Raw genomic sequence first — 16,747 nt, 5'->3', positions numbered from 1 at the left:
TGCACACCTACAACCACCACCGCTGCCACACCGCACTCGGCGGCCACCCACCGATCACCCGCGTGAACAACCCTGCGGGTCAATACACCTAGGTCGCGTCCCGCCGGGGCGCGGTGCGGGCGGCGAGCAGTTCTGCGAGGTGCAGGGCGGGTGCTCCGGCGAGGTCGTCGAGCTGGACGCGGCAGGACATGCCGTCGGCGAGCAGGACCGCGCCGGGGTGGGCGCGCACGGCGGGCAGCAGATGGGTCTCGGCGACCGCGACGGACACCTCGTAGTGCCCCTTCTCCACGCCGAAGTTGCCGGCGAGCCCGCAGCACCCCGGGACCTCGGTGACACGCGCGCCCGCGGCACGCAGGAGTTCCCTGTCGGTGTCCCAGCCGAGTACCGCACGGTGGTGGCAGTGCGGCTGCGCGACGATCTCGGTCCCGGAGAGGTCGGGCAGCGTCACCCGGCCCGCGGCGGCCAGGTCGGCCACCAGTTCGGCGAAGGTGCGCAGGCCGGCGGCCACGGCGGCCGCCTCGGGCGCGTCGGTCAGCCCGGTGGCGTCGCCGCGCAGCGCGGCGAGGCAGGAGGGCTCCATGGCGATCACCGGTGTCCCGGAGTCGACGTAGGGCGCCAGGGTGCGCACGGTCCGCTCGACGAGGATGCGGGCCCGGTCGAGCTGGCCCGTGGTGATCCAGGTCAGGGCGCAGCAGGCGTCCTCCTCGATGACGCGTACCGCGAGGCCCTGGGATGCGAGGAAGCGGACCGCGGCGCGTCCCGAGCCGGGCAGGAAGTGGTCGGTGAAGGAGTCGGCCCACAGCCACACGTCGGGGCGCGCGCTGCCGAGTGCCGCCGCGGGCGCCGAGCGGCGCAGGGTGCGGGGGGCGAACGCGGGCAGCGCGCGCCGCCTGTCGATGCCCGCGGCCCACCGCGCGAGCGCGGCCGCGGGCCGCCAGCGCGCCGCCCTGTTGACGAGCGGCGCCACGGGGGCGGCGAGGCGTGCCCAGCGGGGCAGCCGCCCCAGGGTGTAGTGGGTGCGCGGTCTGCGCCGTGCGCCGGGGCCCTCGTGGATCTGGTGCAGCGCCTCGGACTTGTACGCGGCCATGTCGACGCCCGAGGGGCAGTCGGACGCGCAGCCCTTGCAGGCCAGGCAGAGGTCGAGGGCGTCGGTGACGGCGCCGTCGGCGAGGCCGCCCCTGAGCAGCCCGCCGTCCAGGGCCTCCTGGAGCACCCGGGCCCGTCCGCGGGTGGAGTCCTTCTCGTCGCGGGTGGCCAGGTAGGAGGGGCACATGACGCCCGTGGTGCGGGGGGCGACGCATGTGCCGACGCCGGTGCAGCGGTGCACGGCCGCGCCGAGGTCGCCGCCGTCGTCCAGCAGCCGCAGCCCGGGTGCGGCGGGCGCGGTACGGGGGCGGACGGGGCGTAGGTCGGTGGTGAGGGGTGCGGGGTCGACGATGACGCCGGGGTTGAGCAGCCCCCGCGGGTCGCAGATCCGCTTGGCCTCGGCGAACAGCCGCAGCGACGTGTCGTCGTACATGGCGGGCAGGAGCGGGGAGCGGGCCCTGCCGTCGCCGTGCTCGCCCGAGAGGGTGCCGCCGTAGACGGCGACCCGCTCGGCGCACGCCGCCATGAAGTCCCCGAAGACCCGGGCGGAGGCGGGGTCGCCGGGGTGGAAGGGGAAGTCGATACGGCAGTGGACGCAGCCGTCCCCGAAGTGCCCGTACGGGTAGCCGTGCAGGCCGTGGGCGTCGAGCAGGCCCTCGAAGTCGCGCAGCCAGGCGCCCAAGTGCTCGGGCGGTACGGCGCAGTCCTCCCACCCCGAGTAGGCGGGCGTGGGCAGGCTGACCCCGGCGAGCCCCGCGCCGTCCTCCCTGATGCGCCAGAGTGCGGCGGCCTCCCGCGGGTCGGCGACCAGCCGGGAGCCGGTCGCGCCCGAGGCGGCCGTGAGGCGGCGAAGGACGTCGGCGGCGCCGTCGCCCGCGGCCTCGGCGAAGAGCCATCCGGCGCCGGCCGGCAGCTCAGGCACCGGCCTGCCGCCGCCGCGTACCAGGTCCACGATGCGGGCGTCCATGCCCTCGCAGGCGACGAGGCGGCCCCCGGCGGCGGCGAGCAGGGCGGGCACGGCGTCGGCGGCCTCGGCCATGGACCCGTATCCGAGCACCAGCAGCCTGCGTCCCGGCTCGTCGGCGACGAGCCTGACGGTCGCGCCGAGCACGGTCGCGAGGGTGCCCTCGGTGCCGGTGAGGAAGCGGTCGACGCGGCCGCCGCGCTCCGGCAGCAGATGCTCCACGGCGTAGCCGCTCACCTGGCGTCCGAAGCGGCCGAAGGCGGTCCTGATGTGGGCGAGGTCGGCGCGGGCCAGGGCGAGGAGCGCGGCCGCGGTGGGGCCGGGGGCGGCGTCTTCGGTGAGCAGGGCGCGCTCGCCGTTGCCGTGGAGGACGTCGAGGGCCACGACGTTGTCGACGGTGCGGCCGTAGCCGAGGGCGCGTGAGCCGCACGCGTTGTTGCCGATCATCCCGCCGATGGTGCAGCGGGTGTGGGTGGAGGGGTCGGGTCCGAAGCGCAGTCCGTGCGGGGCGGCGGCGCGCTGGAGGTCGGCGTGGACCACGCCGGGCTCGACCCGTGCGGTGCGCGCCCCGGGGTCCACGTCGCGTATCCGGTTCAGGGCGCGGGTGTCGACGACGATGCCGGGGCCCACGGCGTTGCCCGCGATGCTGGTGCCCGCGCCCCGCATCGTCACGGGTGCCCCGAGGTCGCGTGCGGCCTCGTGGACGGCGAGCAGTTCTTCGATGTGCCGGGGCCGCACGACCGCCTGCGGTACCACCCGGTAGAGGCTCGCGTCGGAGCTGTGGAGGGCGCGGGCGAGGTCGGAGCCGTCGACGTGGGCGACGCCGCGTGCCCGCAGCTCGTGGGCGAGGTCGGAGTCGGCCGTGCGGCCTGTGGTGTGTGTCATGGGGCGGGAGGGTCTTCTCTTGTCGGTGGGTTCACGGGTCCGGTCGGCGCCCGGCGTACGGCCGGTCGGGGCGCCGACGGGGCGGGGTCACGGGGTGACGAGGTCCCTGGGGAGGGTGGACGCGGAGCGCAGCAGCGCGGCCTCGGGCAGTCCCGTGCGCGCGAGTGCGCCGACGAGGCGGCCGAGGGCTTCGGGCGGGGGCGGCGCGTCCTGCTGGCCCGCGTCCGAGGAGAGGACGACGTGGTCGAGCCCGACGGCGCGTGCGAAGCGGGCGACGTCCTCGGCCCGCATGGGGTGGGAGCCGGTGAGCTGGTGGGCCGTGATCTCCAGCAGCGCTCCGCGGGAGGCGAGGCGGCGGGCGAGCACGGTGTCGAGGCGGGGCACGACCCACCCCGCGTGGGTCACCAGGACCCGGCGCACCCCGGCGGTGTGTGCCTCGTCGACGAGCCAGGCGCACTCGCTCGGGCCGAGGTGGCCGGTGGCGAGGACGGCGTCGTGCTCGGCGACGAGCCGCAGGATGGTCCTGAGGGCGTCCGCCGTCGTCGGGTCGACCGGCGGGGCGGCGTAGCCGACGGCGGGCAGCGCGGGGCAGCGGGTGCGCAGCGCGGGCAGGCCGGTGCCGTGCTGGGTGTGGGCGTCCTGCGTGGGCATCCACACCACCCGTGCCCCGGCCAGCAGGGCGGCGGCGGCCGCGGCCGGGTTGAACCCGCCGGTGTGCGCGTTGAGGACGATCCCCCCGTACACGGCGAGGCGCCGTCCGGTGCCCGCGGCCAGCGCCCTGCCGACGGTGGACTCGTAGTGGTTCTTCAGCACCACGCCGCGGCCTCCCGCCGCCTCGTAGGCCGCGGCGACGTCCGCGTCGGTGCCCCAGCGCGGCTGGATGTCGGGGCCGCTGTGGACGTGGACGTCGAACAGGCCCTCAGGCGGAGACATGCGCCACCTGGTCCACGACCCGGTCCTCCTCGCGGTGCAGTCTGGCCGCGGCGGGCCGCAGCCAGAAGAAGACGAGGGCGGCGGCCGCCGCGGCGCAGGCCGCCATCGTCGCGAACACTGGAATCCAGTTGCCGCCGTTGCCCTCGACGAGCCACGCGGTCACGGGGCCCGCGAGGATGGAGGCGAAGCCCTTCCCGGTGAACAGGACGCCGTAGTTGGTGGCCGCGAAGCGGGGGCCGTAGAGGTCGGCGACCATCGCGGCGCCCATGGAGTAGATCTCGCTCCAGCCGATGTAGACGAACCCGGAGCAGATGATGAAGAAGACGGGGTAGTCGACGAAGGCCATCCAGATGACGATGCCGGCCGCCTGGAAGGTGAAGGCGATCGTCATGGCGGTGTAGCGGCCGATGCGGTCCGACACCCATCCCCAGATCGGCCGTGAGATGCCGTTGAGCACGCGGTCGAGCTGGATGGCGAGGGTCAGTCCCGTGAGGCCGAAGGCGACGGTGGTCTCGTCGGCGCCGTAGTCCTTGGCGATGGGGCCGATCTGGGCCGTGATGACGAGGCCGGTGAAGGACATCAGGGTGGTCGCGAGGTAGAGCGCCCAGAAGGTGGGGGTGCGCAGCACCTTCGCCGGGCCGAGGTTGCGGCGGGTCTGGGCGGCGCGGACGGCCGCGCCGGGCTCGGCGCCGGTGGCGGCCGGGTCAGGTGCCCGCAGGAACACCGCGCACGCGCAGCACACGGCGCCGAGGACGATGCCCCAGACCAGCAGGGTGTGCCGGTAGCCGGTGGAGTCGATCATGTGGGAGATCGGGGTGATCGTCAGGAGGGTGCCCGAGCCGTAGCAGGCGGCGGAGATGCCGGCGACCAGGCCGCGGCGGTCGGGGAACCACTTGACGACGACGCCGAGGCCGCCGCCGTAGATGATGCCGACGCCGGCGCCGCCGACGAGGTACCACGCCCAGACGGCCTCGATGGAGGGCGCGAAGTCCGCGGTGCCGATCCAGCTCAGGCCCACGAGGGCGCCGGCGGCGAGGAAGGTCAGCCGGGGGCCGTAGCGGTCGACGAGCCATCCCTCGACCGGGAGCAGCCAGGTCTGGGCGATGATGAACAGCGAGAACGCGATCTGGACGTGTGCCAGCGAGACGTCGTAGCCGTCCGCCAGGGGGTCGGAGAACAGCGTCCAGCAGTACTGGAGATTGGCTGCGGCCACGGTCGCCACAGCGATCAGAGTCACTTGTGTCCAGCGCCGCCGAGCGGCGCCGCGGGGCGGCTTCACCTCGGCCCCGGCCAACTTCCCCACCATCGTTCCTCCGCGCGTCGGTGCGCCGAACGTGTGGGAACGCGATGCCTTGAGCAGGTCGCCGCAAGGTGTCACGCCCTCCGAGGCGCTGTCAAGGGAGGCGGACGCTTCGCGCACGAATGCTTGACACGCCGCCCGCCCCCCGTCAAGACTGTGCCGCATTACAGCACATGTGCCGCATCGTGGAACGCTCTTGAGCAGGGGTTTCCCACAGGCCGGGCGGGCGTCCGCTCCCCCGGCACCGACGCCATGGAGGTACCCCCATGTCAGCGCCCCTCAAGGGGACTCGGGTCATCGAGATCGGCAACTACCTGGCGGCCCCCTTCGCCGGGGCGCAGCTCGCGGATCTCGGGGCGGACGTCGTCAAGGTCGAGAACCCGAGGACCGGTGACTACGTGCGCAGCAGCGGCCCCTTCGTCCGGGGGGAGAGTTCGCCGTTCGCCCGGCTCAACCGCAACAAGCGCTCGCTGGCGCTCGACATGAAATCCCAGGACGGCCGCGAGGTCCTGACCCGGCTCATCTCCACCGCCGACGTGCTGATCGAGAACCTGCGCCCGGGGACCATGGACAAGCTGGGCTACGGCTGGGAGGAGACCTCCGCGCTCAACCCGCGGCTCGTCTACGTCAGCGCCTCGGGCTGGGGCTCGCGCGGCCCCCTCGCCCGGCAGCCAGGACTGGACGTCATGGCGCAGGCCCGCTCGGGGATCATGAGCATCACGGGCACCCCCGAAGGGGAGCCGGTCAAGGTGGGCGTGCCGATCTGCGACATGGTCTGCGCGCTGTACGGGGCGCTCGGCGCGGTCTCCGCGCTCCAGGAGCGCGCGAGGACCGGGCGGGGCCAGCGGGTGGAGGTGTCGCTCTTCGAGGCGGGCGCCTCGCTCGCGATCTGGGAGGCCGGGCGGTACTTCGCCGGGGAGGAGGTGGCGGGGCCGATGGGCTCCGCGCACCAGTCGCTCGCGCCCTACCAGGCGGTGGCCTGCGCCGACGGCTGGTTCGCGGTCGGCGCGACCACCCCGCCCACCTGGGCGTCCTTCTGCGCCGCGCTCGGGCTCGGCCACCTCGCGGACCACCCCGACTACGCGGACGTCGACAGCCGGTTCCGGCACCGCGCCGCGCTCATGGCGGCCGTCGAGGAGGTCACCGCGGGGCAGCCGCAGGAGCACTGGATCGAGGTGCTGTCGGGCGCGGGGGTGCCGTGTGCGCCGATCCAGCGCTACGAGCAGGTCTTCCACGACGAACAGCTCCTCGCCGCCGACTACTTCTGGGACGCCGAGCACCCGGTGATGGGCACGGTGCGCCACCTCGGCTCGCCCATGCACTTCTCCGCGGGCGGCACGGAGCGCCGCGCCAGCGGCCCGCTGCTGGGCGAGCACACCGGCGAGATCCTGCGCGACCTGGGTTTCGGTCCCGAGCGGATCGCCGCCTTCGCGGCGCGGGGCACGACGGGGGGCCCGGTCGCGGACGGGCGGCTGACCGCGTGAGCGGCACCGGGGGCTCCCCCGCGCCGGTCAGGACGGAGCTGCGCGGCGAGGTCGCCTGGGTGCTCATCGACCGGCCGCATGTCGCCAACGCGCTCGACATGGACTCGCTCACCCGCCTGGCGGTCGAGTTCGAGCGGCTGCGGGGCAGGCGCGACGTACGGGCCGTCGTGCTGACCGGGGCGGGCGGCGGCGAGCGGCCGGCCTTCGCGGCGGGCGGCGACATCGGCGAGTTCGCCGCGCTCACGACACAGGAGGCGATCCTCGGCTACCAGGAGCTGTACCGGCGGGTCGGCGCCGCGATCGACGAGACCGAGCAGCCCACGCTCGCGGCGATCGCGGGCCCCTGCGTGGGCGGCGGCGCGGTCCTCGCCGCCACGTGCGACCTGCGCATCGCCGCGCCCTCCGCGCGCTTCGGGGTCCCGGTCGCCCGTACCCTCGGCAACTGCCTCAACACCGACGACTACGTGCGTCTGGTGACCGTGCTCGGCCAGGCGCGGGTGCGCGAGCTGATCATGACGGCGCGGCTGCTGCCGGCCGACGAGATGCTCGGGTGGGGCGTGGTGTCCCAGCTCGCCGAGTCGGACGAGGCGCTGCACGGCGCGGCTGCGCGGCTCGCGGAGCGGCTGGCGTCGATGGCGCCGCTGACGGTGGCCGCCACCAAGGAGAACCTGCGCCGCATCCGGCGCGCGAGCACCCCGGACGCCGACGACCGGGACGTGCTGCTGCGCTGCTTCGGGTCGGCGGACTTCAGGAACGCCGTGGCGGCGTTCGCCGCGGGCGAGAAGCCCGTCTGGCAGGGCCGCTGAGCCCCCGCCCGCCGGATCGGCTCACCGCCGCGCCGGGCCCGTGAGGCTGGCGCCGATCCTGCGGGCGGCGTCCACCACGAGCGCGGCGTAGCGCCGCTCCTCCGCGGCCCGCATCCGGTCGGGCGGTGTCGAGATGCTGATACTGCCGACGGGGCCGCCCGTCCCACCCTCGATCGCGGAGGCCACGGCCCGCACGTCGGAGCGCCACTCGCCGTGGTTGACGGCGTAGCCCCGCGCCCTGATGGCCTTCAGCTCGGCGCGCAGCGTCTCGGGGTCGGTGATGGTGTGCGTGGTCGAGCGGTCGAGACCGTGCGCGATGTACGACTCGACGGCCGTCTCGTCCAGCAGCGCCAGGTACGCCTTGCCGTTGGACACCGTGTGCATCGGTATCGAGCGGCCGACGGGGATGTCGACCCGGATCGGACGGTGCGTCATCAGGCGCTCCACGAGGACCATGGCCTGCCCGTCGGGCACCATGAGGTGCACCGTCTCGTCGGTCTCCGCGCGCACCTCGTTCATGATCGGCAGCGCCACCTGGCGCAGGTCGTCGGCGCCGCGGAAGTACTGGCCGACCTGGAGCGCCTTCGAGGTGATCTCCCAGCGGGTGACCTCGCTGCCGACGGGGCGAATCCACCCGGCGTCCTTCAGGGTCAGCAGGGAGCGCTGCACGCTCGACTTCGGCAGGCCCAGGGCCCGGCTGACCTCGGCGACACCGACCGGCTGCATGTCGGCGACCGTTTCCAGGACGACCAAGGCCTTGCGCACGCTCTCCACCCCTGAAGCTTATCGGCGGGCGGGGCGCGCCCGACGCCGCCTCCCGGGCGCGGTGCCCCGGGGCCGCTACGCGGGGGCGGGCGTCAGCGGCCTGCGCCACACATAGGCGCCGACCGCCGCGGTCAGCAGCATCACCACCGCGGTGAAGACCATGCCCGCCTCCCGCAGCCCGAGCGCGAGGCTGATGGCGCCCACGCCCACGGAGGGCACCGAGATGCCGAGGTAGGCGACGACGAAGAACGCCGAGATCGCTCCCGCGCGGTGTCTGGCGGGCGCGGCGCCGCTCACGGCGGTCAGCCCCGCCCGGAAGCCGAGGCCCTGTCCCGCACCGCCGACGAGGGCGCAGGCCACCAGCGGCCACAGCGACTTCACCAGCAGCGAGAGACCGGCGAGCAGCAGCCCCACGAGCAGCAGCAGGCACCCGGCGGGCAGCGCCCTGGCCACACCGAGCCTGGGCATCAGGCTCTGCCCCGCGGTGGACGCGAGGAACACCGTGAAGACCACGGCGCCCGCCACCGCCAGATTGCTCTCGCCGAGCGTGCCGGTGATGAAGCCGGACGAGACCGAGGTGAACAGGCCGAGCAGCGCGAAGCCCGCGAAGGCGGCGCACGCCGCGGGCGTGAACACCCCCCGCACCTCGGGCGGCACCCGCATCCCGCTCGGCCGCAGCAGTGCCCGCGCCCCGCCGCGCTCGGTGCGCACCGTCTCCGGCAGCCGCCACACGATCAGCGCGACGGCGCACACCAGTGCCAGGTGCACCAGGTAGGGCAGCCGCAGCGGCCAGGGCGCGTACTGCGCGAGCAGCCCCGACAGCAGGGGACCGCTGCCCAGGCCGCCCATGTTGGCCGCGGTGGCGGCGAGCCCGGCCCTGGCCGTGCGCCCCGGCCCGGCCAGCTCCAGGACGGCGGCGGTGCCCGCGCCGCTGAGCAGCCCGGCGGCGAAGCCGGACAGCACCCGGCCGAGGAACATCAGCGGCAGGCCGGACTCCAGGAGGAAGCAGAGCGCGCTGCCCGCGGAGAACACCAGCGCGGCGAGCAGCACCGGGCGGCGCCCCGTGCGGTCGGAGACGTCACCGGCGAGCAGCAGCACGGCGATCACACCGAGCGCGTACACGGCGAAGATCACGGTGACGATCAGCTCGGAGAAGCCGATCTCCTCCCGGTAGAGCCCGTAGAGCGGGGTGGGCAGGGTGGTGCCCGCCATGCCCACCGCGAACACCGTGGCGGCGCCCAGGGAGCCGACGCCGCGTCCCGCCCGCCCCTGTGCCTGGTCCGTACCGCTCTGTGCTGTCACACGCCACCTCACCGTCATGCCGCCACACATCTCACCAGGACGGTTACCACGGGGCCGGGCAGGCGCACACACCGGGGTGCCGCGGTGGCGCGGCCGATGCGGGGTACCCGGGAGGACGGCCGTCGGCAGGCGCCGCGGCCGGACGACAGGGAGGGAGGCGGGCGTGGACCAGGACTCCTCCGACGGGAGGACCCGGCTGACGGTGCTGGTGGCGCTGACGGCGAACCTGCTGATCGCGGTGGCGAAGCTGGTGGGCGGCCTGTTCGCGGGGTCGCCCGCGCTGCTCTCGGAGGCGGCGCACTCGGTGGCCGACAGTTGCAACGAGGTGTTCCTGCTGGCCGCGCTGCGCCGCAGCAAGAAGCCGCCCGACCGCAGGCACCCCTTCGGCTACGGCAAGGAGCGGTTCTTCTGGTCGCTGCTCGCCGCCGTGGGGATCTTTGTGATGGGCGGCTGCTTCTCGGTGTTCCAGGGCTTCGAGGCGCTGTCGAGCGGCGCCCACGAGTCCACGGACGGCTATGTGGTGGGGCTGGTCGTCCTCGCGCTCGCGCTCGTGTTCGAGGGCGCGTCGCTGCTGCGGGCGCTGCACCAGGTGCGCAACGACCCCGACGCCGAGGGCATGCGCGACCCCGCGCTGCGCACGGTGGTGGCGGAGGACGGCACGGCGGTGCTCGGTGTCACCCTGGCGATCATCGGGATGGCGCTGCACATGACGACCGGGCAGGTGGCGTGGGAGGCGTCCGCGTCGTTCGCGATCGGGCTGCTGCTGGTGTACGTGGCGTACCGGCTCGGCCGGGAGGCGAGGGACCAGCTCATCGGGGAGGCCGCGGACCCGGCGTTGCAGCGGCGCATCAGGGAGCTGCTTGCCGCGGAGCCGGAGATCGACAATGTGGCCTCGCTGCTGACCATGCGCCTCGGCATGGACTCCACGCTGGTGGCGGCGCGCGTCGACCTGGTGCCCGGGATGGACAGCGAGCAGGTGGAGCTGGTGTCGGTGCGTATCAAGCGCGCCCTGGCGCGCGCCGAGCCCGCCGCCGACCAGGTGTTCCTCGACATCACGGAGGCGCCGCCCGACGGCAGCCCCGAGCGTCCCGGGCCGCGCCGCGGGGGTCCGCGGGCGCGGGACGGGGCGCGCCGGGGCGGGGAAACCGGGCGTGGCGCCGCCGCGCGGGGATGATCGGCCGGTCCGGGCGTGTTGAGCCCGGGTGAAGGCGCCATACGAACGTACGAGAGGAAGCGGTCACCATGCCCCTCAGTGGTGAGTACGAGCCGAGCCCCGAGCAGTGGGTCCGCGATCAGGTGGAGTTGTTCGAGAGTTCGGGCGGCAGGGAGGGGAACACCATGCGCGGCATGCCGGTGATCGTCCTCACCACCCGCGGCGCCAGGAGCGGCAAGATCCGCAAGACGCCGCTGATGCGGGTGGAGCACGAGGGGGCGTACGCCGTCGTCGCGTCCAAGGGCGGTGCTCCCCGCCACCCGGTCTGGTACTACAACGTGGCGGCCGACCCCCGGGTGGAGCTTCAGGACGGCGCGGTGCGCCAGGACATGACGGCGCGTGAGGTCCAGGGCGAGGAGCGGGACCTGTGGTGGGCCCGGGCCGTGGAGGCGTATCCGGACTACGCCGACTACCAGACGAAGACGGACCGTCAGATCCCGGTGTTCGTGCTGGAGCGGGCGCCCGGCGGGCACTGAGCCGCCGCACCCGCGGCGCGGCGGGCGGTCCGCCGCAGCGCCTCGAAGTCCCCGGCGGTGCCGGGGACTTCGGCGTGTGCGGGTCAGGTGAGGCCCGCGAGGACCCGGTCGGGGGTGAGGGGCAGTTCGCGGTAGCGGCTGCCGGTGGCGTCGTGGACCGCGTTGCCGACGGCGGCGGCGGTGCCGACGATGCCGATCTCGCCGATGCCCTTGCTGCCCATCGGGTTCAGCTCGGGGTCGTCCTCGTCGAGCCAGTGGGCCTCTATGCCGGTGACGTCGGCGTGCGTGGGGACGTGGTAGGAGGCGAGGTCGTTCTCGGTGAAGTCGCCGAAGGCGGGTTCCATGGTGCTGCCCTCGGTCAGCGCCATCCCGAGGCCCATCGTCATGCCGCCGATGAACTGGGAGCGCGCGGTGCGGGGGTTGAGGATGTGCCCGGCCGCGAACACCCCGAGCAGCCGGCGCACCCGTACCTCGCCGGTGGAGGTGTCCACGGCGACCTCGGCGAAGTGCGCGCCGAAGGCGTGCCGGGCGTACGGGGAGGGGCGGTCCGCGGTGTCGGTGGTGTCCGCGGCGGCCTCGACGCCGCCGGGCGGCAGCGGCCCCTGCCGGCCGTGCAGCCGGTCGGCGAGGGCGGTGCACGCCTCGTGGACGGCCCAGCCCCAGGACGCGGTGCCCGAGGAGCCGCCCGCGACGGGCGCGGGGGGCAGCGCGGAGCTGCCGATCTCGGTGTCGACGGCGTCGAGCGGCGCCCCGAGCGCGTCGGCGGCGATCTGTGCGAGCACGGTGCGGGCGCCGGTGCCGATGTCGGTGGCGTCGACCGCCACGCGATAGCGGCCGTCCGGCAGGGCGCGGGCGGTCGCCTTCGCGGGCTGCACCAGTACGGGGTAGGTGGCGGCGGCCACGCCGGTGCCGGTGCGCACCGGGCCGCGCTGCCGGGCGCGCGGGCCCGCCCATCCGAAGCGGGCCGCGCCCTCGCGCAGGCAGTCGGCGAGCCGGCGGCTGCTGAAGGGGCGTCCGCTGTCCGGCTCGTGGGCGGTGTCGTTGCGCAGCCGCAGCTCGACCGGGTCCATGTCCAGGGCCTCGGCGAGTTCGTCCATGGCGGACTCCAGCGCGTACATGCCGGGTGTCTCGCCGGGCGCGCGCATCCAGGAGGGGCTGGGCACGTCGAGGGGCACGACGCGATGGGTGGTGCGGGCGTGCGGGGAGCCGTACATGACCCGGGCGGGCACCGCGGCCTGCTCGGTGAACTCCTTGATGCGGGAGGTGTGCGCGGTGGCCTCGTGGAGGACGGAGACCAGGGTGCCGTCGGGCTCGGCCGCGAGCCTGACGCGGTGTGCGACGGGCGAGCGGTGGCCCGTGAGGGCGGGCAGGTCGCGGCGGGCGAGGGCGAGTTTGACGGGGCGTCCGGTGTGCCGGGCGGCCATCGCGGCCAGGACGGTGTGGGGCCGTGGGGTGCCCTTGCCGCCGAAGCCGCCGCCGACGTGCTCGGCGTGCACGGTGACGTTCTTCTCGGGCAGTGCGAAGAGGGTGGCGAGGGTGGTGGCGACGACGGTGGCGCCCTGGCTGGAGTCGTGGACGGTGAGCAGGTCGCCGTGCCATGCGGCGACGGCCGCGTGCGGCTCCATGGGGTGGTTGTGCTGGGGCGGGGTGCGGTAGGCGGTGTCCACGCGCACCGGGGCGGCGGCGAAGGCGTCCTCGGGGGCGCCTCGGGTGCGCTCCCCCGGGTGGCCGCCGTTGGCGGTCCGCGGGATGCGGGCGTCGGAGTGCCCCGGGGTGAGGGTGACGTCGAAGGGCTCGGCGGCGTACTGGATGTGCAGGGCCTCGGCGGCCTCCCTGGCGGCCTCGGGCGTCTCGGCGACGGCCAGCGCGACGGGCCAGCCGCGGTGCGGGACGCGGGTGTCCTGGAGGACGTGGAGGGTGGGGTCGGCGGCGGCGTTGCTCAGTACCGGCACGTCGGGGTCGGCGGCGGTGTCGAGCCGGGGCGCGTCGAAGGGGGTGAGGACGGCGAGCACGCCGGGCAGGAGGCGGGCCGCGGAGTCGTCGACGGAGAGTACACGGCCGCGCGCCACGGTGGCGCCGACGGGCCATGCGTAGGCGCAGCGGGGTGGGGTGTGCTCCGCGGCGTAGTGGGCGGCGCCCGTGACCTTGGCGTGGCCCTCCCTGCGCGGTGCGGGGGTGCCGAGGGCGCGGTGCGGGGTGACGGTGTCGGACATCGCCGGTCCTTCCTTGTCAGTCCTCGCGGGCGGGGGCGGCGGTGAGCCGGGCGAGCGCGTCGGCGGCGACGGCGTGCGCGAGCGGCACCTTGTAGGCGTTGTCGCCGAGCGGCCTGGCCCGCGCGAGTTCCGCGTCGAGCGCCTGGTCGACGGCGCTCGCGGTGGGTGCGGTACCGCGCAGCGCGGCCTCGGCGCGGCGGGCGCGCCAGGGGCGGTGGGCGAGGCCGCCGAAGGCGAGGGAGACGTGCCGCAGCGTTCCGTCCCGTACGTCCGCGACGGCGGCCACGGAGGCGAGGGCGAACGCGTACGAGGCGCGGTCGCGCACCTTGCGGTAGACGGAGAGCAGTCCCGCGGTGTGCGGGGGCAGCAGCACCCCGGTGACGAGTTCGCCCGGCTCGATGACGGTGTCGCGTTCCGGCCGGTCGCCCGGCAGCCGGTGGAACTCGGCGGCGGGTACGGAGCGGCTGCCCGCGGTGCCGGTGAGTTCGACGGTGGCGTCCACGGCCGCGAGGGCGACGGCGAGGTCGGAGGGGTGGGTGGCGATGCAGTGGGAGGAGTGGCCGAGGACGGCGTGGTCACGGTGGGAGGCGGCGAGCGCGGCGCAACCGCTGCCCGGGGTGCGCTTGTTGCAGGGTTTGGAGGTGTCCTGGAAGTAGGGGCAGCGGGTGCGCTGGAGCAGGTTGCCGCCGGTAGTGGCCGCGTTGCGCAGTTGGCCCGAGGCGCCCGCGAGCACCGCCTGGGAGACCACGGGCCAGCGGCCCCTGACGAGAGGGTGGGCGGCGAGGTCGCTGCCCCGGACGGTGGCCCCGATCCACACCGCGCCGTCGGGCCGCTCCTCGACGGTGTCCAGGGGCAGCGCGGCGATGTCGACGAGGGTGTCGGGAGCGGCGACGCCGAGCTTCATCAGGTCGACGAGGTTGGTGCCGCCGCCGAGGTACTGGGCCCCGGGGTGGTGGGCGTAGGCGTCGGTGGCCTCCTCGACGGTGGCCGCGCGCACATAGCCGAACGGTTTCATTCGATCACGTCCTCGACGGCCGCCAGGATGTGGGGGTAGGCGCCGCAGCGGCAGAGGTTGCCGCTGAGCCGTTCGCTGATCTCCTCGGGGGTCGGTGTGACGGGGCGTCCCGGTGGGTGGCCGGGGTCGGTGACGTACGAGGGGTGTCCCGCGGCGGCCTCGGCGAGCGCGCCGAGCGCGGAGCAGATCTGGCCGGGGGTGCAGTAGCCGCACTGGAAGGCGTCCCGCTCGACGAAGGCCCGCTGGAGCGGGTGGAGGCCGTCGCCGTCGGTGCCGGTGTCGTGGGCGTGGCCGGTGCCCGTGGTGTCGGCGGGGCTCGTGGTGTCGGCCGTGTCGGCGGGCCCCGTCCCGGCCTTCCGGGTGGCGACGCCCTCGACGGTGGTGACGGCGTGGTCGTCGAGGGCGACGGCGAACAGCAGGCAACTGTTGACGCGGCGGCCCTCGACGAGGACGGTGCAGGCGCCGCACTGGCCGTGGTCGCAGCCCTTCTTGGCGCCGGTCAGGCCGATGTGCTCGCGCAGCGCGTCGAGGAGGGTGGTGCGGTGGTCGAGGTCGAGGGTGTACGGGGCGCCGTTGACCCGCAGGGTCACCGTGGAGCCGGTGCCGGTGTGCGGGGCGGTGCGGTCACGGTGCTGGTGCGCGGTGCGCGAGGCTCCCGGGGGCGGTGTCATCGTGGTGCGTCCCTTCGCGGTAGGCCGGCATCCGGGCCCGTGTCCCGCGGGCGTTCGCGTCCCGCGCGGCCCGGCCGTCACTCCCCCTGGTCCCTCCTAGGGCTCCTCCTCGGGAACGACGTGGACGGCGGCCTCCTCCGCGGAGGCGGCGGCGCCGTCGATGCCCACGTCCTCGGCGATCAGGTCCTTCTCCGCGTCCTCGTGGGCGCCCTCGTCGGGGGCCACGAGGCGTCCGGCGCGCCCGCCGCCGACCTCGTCGTCGAGCGGTTCGCCGTCGGTGTCCGGTGCGTCGCCGATGCCGTCGTCGGGCGGTGCGGGCGCGAGCGCGGGGTCCGGCTCCTCCTCGCCGAGGCGCCGGTCGAGGGTCTCGCCCTCGCGGCCCTCCTCCCCCGTGGTGCCCTCGTCCTCGACGGCGAGGGGGCGCTCCGGCGGGGAGGCGCCCTCGTCGTAGGGGTCGGCGCCGCGGTCGACGAGGGTGTCCTCGGGGTCCCTGATGCCCTCGGACGTCGCCACCTCGCCGTCGTCGGGCGCGTCGGGCTGGTAGACGTCGTCGCCGCGTGCCGTGTCGCCCGGTACGTCGTCGCTCGCCATCGCTCTCCCCTTCGTCCGCCTCGTCGGCTGCATTTTCATCGGCTTCGTCGGCTCGGCGACCCCGGCGGGTGTCACGGCCGCGGCCGCCACTGGCCGCGTATCCATGTCGCGGCCGTCCACACCTCCCGGTCCCCTGGGCGGGCCGCGACGCGCCCCCGGTGTGACGGAGTGTGACCGCACGGAGGGCGCGTCGCGGGCGGCCGATGCGCCCCTGTGCGCCCGGCCGGGCGCGCGGCCGCCCGCGCCGACACGTTTCGGCCGCTTCGCTCCCCCGTGTCGCGGATGCCCGCCTCCGGCCACGGCGCCCACCTGCGCGGACGCCACGCGGACCGGTCGGCGGCGCCCCGCTTCCGGCCAGGAATGACCGGGAATCGTCCAGGACCACCCATTGGCCAGAACCATGTCGTGACACATCCGGGCGAAATCGATATTCGTCGATCACGAGAGCATCAACGAAGGTGACGCTCCGCTCATCCGGCGGACGGCACCGTGGAGGGCGGGCTGTGCACGACGAAATCCTGTGCCATGTGACCGCCTACGGCATCTGCGGCGGGCAGCGGGTGGGTGTTCCGCTGGGCACCTACCGGGCCCCCACGCTGCCGCTGGCCCTGTGGTGGCTGCGCGACAGGGCGGCCTGGATCGCGGAGCGCCTCGACCCCGATCCCGGTGACGCCCGCTGGCCCCCGGGGGCGCTGTGCCCGGTGGCGGACACCGTACCCGACGTCCCCGCGGAGTTACGGGGCTGGTGCGCGGACACCGGGCGGCAGGAGCGGGTGGCGGAGGTGCTGGCGGCCGGGCACCTGATGCGCTTCGCCACCTGTGACGACACCACGGAGTACGAGTTCATGGCGGAGTCGGTGGACGCCATGCGGATGCACCGGGCGATGCCCTTCCTCGCGGGCTCCGCCCCCGGCGGCTGACGGCCCTCCCCCAGGGTCGCCTCCGCAGCAGGCGCCTTCGCAGCAACCGACGCCCACACCACGCCGACGCACGCGAACGCCCCCCTCCACAACGGGCGGAGGACACCGCGCGCCCCGCCCCGG

Annotated in this window: 14 protein-coding genes; 5 read left to right on the top strand and 9 right to left on the bottom strand. The window is 75.0% G+C overall.

Features of this window, described 5'->3' with window-relative positions; translation table 11 throughout:
• Positions 1-88: 88 nt before the first annotated feature.
• The 3 genes from ACIBIW_RS10060 to oxlT form a co-directional block, all read right to left on the bottom strand.
• Positions 89-2,935, bottom strand: a complete 2,847-nt coding sequence (locus ACIBIW_RS10060; RefSeq protein ID WP_399333983.1) for an FAD-binding and (Fe-S)-binding domain-containing protein — start codon at positions 2,933-2,935, stop codon at positions 89-91.
• A gap of 87 nt (positions 2,936-3,022) precedes the next feature.
• On the bottom strand, positions 3,023-3,868 hold the full coding sequence (locus ACIBIW_RS10055) for a DUF6282 family protein (protein WP_399333981.1): 846 nt from the start codon (positions 3,866-3,868) through the stop codon (positions 3,023-3,025).
• Positions 3,855-5,105, bottom strand: a complete 1,251-nt coding sequence (gene oxlT / locus ACIBIW_RS10050; RefSeq protein ID WP_399333979.1) for an oxalate/formate MFS antiporter — start codon at positions 5,103-5,105, stop codon at positions 3,855-3,857. The genes ACIBIW_RS10055 and oxlT overlap by 14 nt, the downstream gene beginning before the upstream one ends.
• A gap of 329 nt (positions 5,106-5,434) precedes the next feature.
• On the opposite strand from oxlT, the gene ACIBIW_RS10045 reads away from it, so the two are divergent.
• Positions 5,435-6,652 (top strand): CaiB/BaiF CoA transferase family protein, encoded by a 1,218-nt coding sequence (locus ACIBIW_RS10045; protein WP_399333977.1) that lies wholly within the window; start codon positions 5,435-5,437, stop codon positions 6,650-6,652.
• The gene (locus ACIBIW_RS10040) at positions 6,649-7,458 is read left to right on the top strand and encodes an enoyl-CoA hydratase (protein ID WP_399333976.1); all 810 of its coding nucleotides are present in this window, start codon (positions 6,649-6,651) and stop codon (positions 7,456-7,458) included. The genes ACIBIW_RS10045 and ACIBIW_RS10040 overlap by 4 nt, the downstream gene beginning before the upstream one ends.
• A 21-nt stretch (positions 7,459-7,479) precedes the next feature.
• On the opposite strand, the gene ACIBIW_RS10035 is transcribed toward ACIBIW_RS10040, so the two are convergent.
• Both ACIBIW_RS10035 and ACIBIW_RS10030 read right to left on the bottom strand, forming a co-directional pair.
• A complete protein-coding gene (locus tag ACIBIW_RS10035) occupies positions 7,480-8,223 on the bottom strand; it encodes an IclR family transcriptional regulator (RefSeq protein ID WP_399333974.1) in 744 nt (247 codons plus the stop codon).
• 75 nt (positions 8,224-8,298) lie between these two features.
• Positions 8,299-9,543, bottom strand: coding sequence for an MFS transporter (locus tag ACIBIW_RS10030; protein ID WP_399333972.1), 1,245 nt, complete (start codon positions 9,541-9,543; stop codon positions 8,299-8,301).
• Between the two features lie 145 nt (positions 9,544-9,688).
• Here ACIBIW_RS10030 and ACIBIW_RS10025 point away from each other — a divergent pair, with 145 nt between their 5' ends.
• Both ACIBIW_RS10025 and ACIBIW_RS10020 read left to right on the top strand, forming a co-directional pair.
• A complete protein-coding gene (locus ACIBIW_RS10025; protein ID WP_399333970.1) occupies positions 9,689-10,699 on the top strand; it encodes a cation diffusion facilitator family transporter in 1,011 nt (336 codons plus the stop codon).
• Between the two features lie 68 nt (positions 10,700-10,767).
• A complete protein-coding gene (locus ACIBIW_RS10020; RefSeq protein WP_399333968.1) occupies positions 10,768-11,214 on the top strand; it encodes a nitroreductase family deazaflavin-dependent oxidoreductase in 447 nt (148 codons plus the stop codon).
• An 83-nt stretch (positions 11,215-11,297) separates the two neighbouring features.
• Here ACIBIW_RS10020 and ACIBIW_RS10015 read toward each other — a convergent pair whose 3' ends face one another.
• The 4 genes from ACIBIW_RS10015 to ACIBIW_RS10000 all read right to left on the bottom strand — a co-directional run bounded on the left by ACIBIW_RS10015 (position 11,298) and on the right by ACIBIW_RS10000 (position 15,704).
• On the bottom strand, positions 11,298-13,427 hold the full coding sequence (locus ACIBIW_RS10015) for a xanthine dehydrogenase family protein molybdopterin-binding subunit (protein WP_399333966.1): 2,130 nt from the start codon (positions 13,425-13,427) through the stop codon (positions 11,298-11,300).
• Positions 13,428-13,443: 16 nt separating this feature from the next.
• The gene (locus ACIBIW_RS10010) at positions 13,444-14,442 is read right to left on the bottom strand and encodes an FAD binding domain-containing protein (RefSeq protein WP_399333964.1); all 999 of its coding nucleotides are present in this window, start codon (positions 14,440-14,442) and stop codon (positions 13,444-13,446) included.
• On the bottom strand, positions 14,439-15,113 hold the full coding sequence (locus ACIBIW_RS10005) for a (2Fe-2S)-binding protein (protein WP_399333962.1): 675 nt from the start codon (positions 15,111-15,113) through the stop codon (positions 14,439-14,441). The genes ACIBIW_RS10010 and ACIBIW_RS10005 overlap by 4 nt, the downstream gene beginning before the upstream one ends.
• 96 nt (positions 15,114-15,209) lie before the next feature.
• The gene (locus ACIBIW_RS10000; protein ID WP_399333960.1) at positions 15,210-15,704 is read right to left on the bottom strand and encodes a DUF5709 domain-containing protein; all 495 of its coding nucleotides are present in this window, start codon (positions 15,702-15,704) and stop codon (positions 15,210-15,212) included.
• 503 nt (positions 15,705-16,207) lie between these two features.
• On the opposite strand from ACIBIW_RS10000, the gene ACIBIW_RS09995 reads away from it, so the two are divergent.
• Entirely contained in the window at positions 16,208-16,624 is a 417-nt protein-coding gene (locus ACIBIW_RS09995; RefSeq protein ID WP_399333958.1) for a hypothetical protein, read from the top strand.
• The last annotated feature ends 123 nt before the right edge of the window (positions 16,625-16,747 follow it).

The organism is Streptomyces sp. NPDC050560, from assembly GCF_044457285.1.
Classification (GTDB): domain Bacteria; phylum Actinomycetota; class Actinomycetes; order Streptomycetales; family Streptomycetaceae; genus Streptomyces.
The sequence above is the reverse complement of the archived record's forward strand: the minus strand, read 5'-3'. Positions and strand labels throughout refer to the sequence as shown.